The 4,481-nt window shown below is 62.1% G+C and carries 5 protein-coding genes; all 5 read right to left on the bottom strand.

Annotated features, from left to right (window positions below; translation table 11 throughout):
* Positions 1-780 (bottom strand): sigma-54-dependent transcriptional regulator (locus AC5E6N_RS23465; RefSeq protein WP_491750073.1); only part of this gene is annotated, 780 nt, incomplete at its 3' end.
* Positions 777-2,597, bottom strand: a complete 1,821-nt coding sequence (locus AC5E6N_RS23460) for a sensor histidine kinase (RefSeq protein ID WP_491750072.1) — start codon at positions 2,595-2,597, stop codon at positions 777-779. The genes AC5E6N_RS23465 and AC5E6N_RS23460, both read right to left, overlap by 4 nt.
* A 53-nt stretch (positions 2,598-2,650) precedes the next feature.
* A complete protein-coding gene (locus tag AC5E6N_RS23455; RefSeq protein WP_491750071.1) occupies positions 2,651-3,127 on the bottom strand; it encodes a hypothetical protein in 477 nt (158 codons plus the stop codon).
* Positions 3,128-3,173: 46 nt separating this feature from the next.
* Complete coding sequence (locus AC5E6N_RS23450) at positions 3,174-3,905, bottom strand: SIS domain-containing protein (protein WP_491750070.1); 732 nt, start codon at positions 3,903-3,905, stop codon at positions 3,174-3,176.
* Between the two features lie 51 nt (positions 3,906-3,956).
* The coding region (locus AC5E6N_RS23445; protein ID WP_491750069.1) for an FGGY-family carbohydrate kinase at positions 3,957-4,481 on the bottom strand (525 nt) is incomplete at its 5' end.

The raw sequence follows: 4,481 nt of genomic DNA, 5'->3' as shown, positions 1-4,481 counted from the left end.
AATGGCGTGCAGCAACTTTGCCTGCAGCGGCAGGGCCAGGCTGTCGATCTCGTCGAGGAACAGCGTCCCGCCGCGGGCATGCTCAAACTTTCCATAGCGCGCGCGCACAGCTCCGGGAAATGCTCCGGCTTCGTGTCCGAACAGTTCGCTTTCGATCAGTTCGGCGGGCAGCGCCGCGCAGTTGATCGCAACGAAAGGCTGTTGCGACCGCGAACTCGCGCGATGGATTGCACGCGCGGCCACCTCTTTGCCGGCACCGGTATCTCCTGTGATGAGCACATCGGCCTCAGTCGCGGCCACCGCGTGCACCTGCCGGCGCAGCGCGATCATAACCTCCGACCGTCCGGCCAGGCGCGCCTCGATCGAGTCGCGCCCGCCGATCCGGCTCCTCAGATCCCGGTTCTCAATTGTCAGCCTGCGTTTGTCGAGCGCGCGGCGAACCGTTTCGACAAGCCGGGCCGGTTCATAGGGTTTCTCGATAAAGTCGTAGGCCCCGTCGCGCATCGACTGAACCGCAAGGTCGATGTCGCCATGGCCTGTCACCAGTATCACCGGAAACTCGGCATCCACTTCGAGACATCGCCGCATCAGTGCGAGACCGTCCATGCCGACCATGCGGATGTCCGTGACCAGAATTCCCTCAAAATTGCGGCTGACCCGTGATAGCGCTTCCTCGGCATGCGTAAAAAGCGATACCGTCAAATCCGCCAGTTCAAGCGTTTGCCCCGCGACCCTGCGTAGCTCCTCTTCATCATCGACGAACAATACGGTGCCGGTCATTCTGCGGCCAGATCGGCACTATCTGCCGGCGCGTCCGCTGCGGCGAGATCGACGATAAAGATTGCGCCGCCCTGCGAGCGGTTTTCGGCCTTCATGCGTCCGCCGAAATCCTCGATGATATTGAAAGAGATCGACAGGCCGAGGCCCAGGCCCTTACCCGGGTCCTTGGTCGTGAAAAACGGATCGAAGAGCAGCGGCATCACCTCGTCGCTCAGGCCTTGGCCATTGTCCGAAACCCGGATTTCAACTCGGCCTTCAATCGGCGCTGCTATCTCCACCAGCACCTCGGGCCGCGGCGATCCTTCCGTGGCATCGATTGCATTCGACAGAAGGTTGATCATGACCTGTTCCAGACGCAGGCGCCCGCCCACGACCCAACGCGGACCATCGGCGGGCGCAAATTCGACTGTCGCTCCTGACGACCGGATGCGGGAGCCCATCAGTTCGATGGCATCGTGTATGACCAGAACGGCGTCGACGGGTCCGACACTCTCCTGCGGGCGACGCGCGAAATTTCGAAGACGCGCTGACAGGGCCGCCATCCGGTCGGCCATCTTCGAAATGCGGCCAACATTGTCGCGCGCGTCGTCGAGGCGGCCCCGGTCGAGAAATGCCATGGCGTTGTCGGCATTGGATTTCACAGCGGTCAGCGGCTGATTGATTTCGTGGCTGAGAGCCGCGGACATCTGACCGAGTGCCGCGAGCTTGCCGGCCTGGACGAGCTCCTCTTGCGTTTCACGAAGGCGCGCCTCGGCATCCGTTCTCTCGACAACCTCCCGGTGAAGACGGGTGTTTGCCTCATTGAGGTCGGCTGTGCGCTGTGCAACCCTGGTCTCCAGCACCTCCATGGTACGGCGTTCCTCCTCGGCACGTTCGATCGAGCGCGCTCGACGCTCCCTGAGGATGGCTGCGACGAGTGTGCCGAGAATGATCAGGAGCCCTGCGAAGGAAAGTGCGGCCAGGGCATGGGCGTATGCGGGCCCTGCGGGCGTCAGGTGGAGCACGCGCCAACCCACTTCCGGAAGCAGAGTGGCGTTGAGCACAAAGTCCTCCCCGTCGACCGTCAGCAGCGTCGCCCGGTCGCTTATGACATGCGCGCTGTTTGGTAGCTCAACCAATCTGTCCGTCGGGTACTGACGGGTGTCGGCGATTCGAGCGAATGTCGCATCATCAAGCGGCGTCAACGTCCTGAAGCGCCATTCGTCGCGGTTTGACATGAACACCACATCTGAAAGATCAGCCACTATTATGTCGCTTGCGCCACCACGCCAGGCATCCTCAAACGGATCGACGTTGAACTTGACCGCAACGACACCGACGATGCGGGTGCCTTTCAGCACCGGTGCCGCGAAAAAATATCCGCGTTCGCTCGAGGTCACCCCCAGTGCAAAGAACTGACCCAGCCCGCCTTCCAGGGCCTGGGTGAAATAGGGCCTGTATTCGAAATTCCGACCCACAAACGAAAGCTCCTTGCGATAGGAACTCGCTGCGACCGTTGTGCCGGTTATGTCCATGAGGTAGACATCCGATACCCCAAGGGTCATGGCGCTCAGGCGCAGCTGCTCGTTCACGAACGGAAGAATGCCCTGATTGGTCGGGTTTTCGAGGAGATCGATGAGGATCGGACGTTCTGCGATGAGCTGAGGAAGGGGTTTGAACCTCTCCAGCGTTCCGCGCAGGCCTTCCACCACGATCCGCAACGTCGCTTCACCTTCGCCGCCGGCGCGATGCAGGAAATACCGTTGGACCGACGGGAGAATCGTGGCGCCGATCAACAAAACGACGACAGCGCCCGCAGCGAGCTTCGCTATTGCCAATCTGCGACGTGCGCCGGTTCCAACCATCTCCTCCATTGGTCAAATATACGACATCATCTCGATTTGCCTAGATGTGAGTTGTCGGGCCGTGGCCGCACGCGGATCGCAGAGCGAGGAGGTCTCGCGACGACCAGTTGACTTGAGTGGTGTGCTGCCCGGGAATCCGTTGCCCGGTAGCCGTTGTAGAAGACGATCTCGGGCTCGCCATCTCCGTCGGCGTCGAACAGGCTGCCGGCATGGGCAAGGCTGTCCCGCTGCGTCGAATACTGGCTGTAGAGATGGACGGAGTCGTCGCAGACGACATCCGTGTATCCGGGCTCCTCACGTTCTTGCGCATGGTTGAAGTTGGCCCGGCCGTTGCGCACCGTGGCGCGGATTTTCGGCGGAAGCCGGCGCGGATTGAGCGCATTGCCGCCCGGTCGGTCCAGCGGCAGGCTGAGGCAAAAGGTTCGCCCTCCGCGATACCCTCGCGCACCTTCCGCGGCGTCAGCAGGTTGAGGCGGCGGAGTTGGTCGTCCTCGCCGATCCAAACGATTGGTCTCAATCAGTATTGACGAGAAGCCGCAGGCCGGGCGATCACAAATGCGGATTTCGTTTGCGGTAGCGGCCGGCGAGCGCTTTGTTGTGGGCCTTGGCACCCGGCATATTGGCGCTGACATAAACGGGCGCGTCCGCATTGTCGGCAAGGTTTTCCGCAACCTTGGCAAAAATGGCGTTGATGATTGTCGCGGCGACCGCGGTCGAGGCCGGCGCGCATCTCAGGCCATTATCGCCCACGTCCACAAGAGCATCGCCCGGTGGAATGCCATTATCGATAACGATATCGGAGACGTCGGCGAGTCGCTGGCGTCCTCCCGCGGCGGCAGTTGAGTAGGCCAACGACGTAATGGCCACCACGGTGCAGCCAATCTCGCGGCCGATCAATGCGGCTTCGACCGGCGCCGCATTGACACCTGAATTCGAAACAACGAACAGCGTGTCCATGGGCGTGATATCGTATCGGCTGAAAATAGGTTCAACAATGCCTTCGGTGCGTTCCATCACGGTCGAGACAAGTGCGCTCTCATGCAGCATTGTTACCGTCGCCAAGATCGGCACGGCAAGCGCGAGCCCGCCGGCCCGATAGTGGACTTCCTCGGCGATCATGTGCGAATGGCCGGTGCCGAAAACATAGCACAGACCTTCAGCGCGGGCGCTCGCGGTGACGGCCTCCGCGGCGCGGGCCATGGCATCGGCCGTCGCACCGGATTTGAGCGCCGCCAGGTGGCCGATCACGGAGTCGATGTAATGGTTGGCGATCGACGTCATTGGCGCACCCCGGATATCTGTTCTGCTGGCAAGTTTGTCATGTTCGTCTCCTTAAAATTGCGTCTGTTGATCGCCGGCCTCGCGAAGGAGTCTGTCCCGGTAGTCGATAAACCGGGAGCGCGGCTCGGACCAGACGGCGTCCGCACCCGGCCGGGGGGTGTGGATGGCGCGATACCGGCGCGCGGCGGTCGACGCCGCAATGACGCTGTCGTATTTGCCAAGCGCGGTCGCAGCCAAAAGCGCGGCACCGAGCGCACCAAGCTCATCGGCCTGCGGCAACTGAACCGATCTCCGGGTTATGTCGGCAATCATCGTGCACCAAAGGGTGCTGCGGCTGCCCCCGCCCACGAGTGTCAGGGGGGCCTTCTTATCGAGTTGCAGAAGGTCGAGCAGATCGGCGATGGCAAAAGCAACGCCTTCATAGGCGGCACGCAACAGGCACGCCTGGTCATGGCCCGCGTGCAGGCCGCAAAATTGCGCGCGGGCACGCGCGGAGACGACGGGCGCGATGATTCCGCCGGCGCTCAGATAAGGCAGATATGTGACACCCCGCGCGCCTGGCGGCACGGACGCCAC

It is taken from the genome of Hoeflea sp. (genome assembly GCF_984452065.1).
This window is presented reverse-complemented; position numbering and strand designations above follow the sequence as displayed.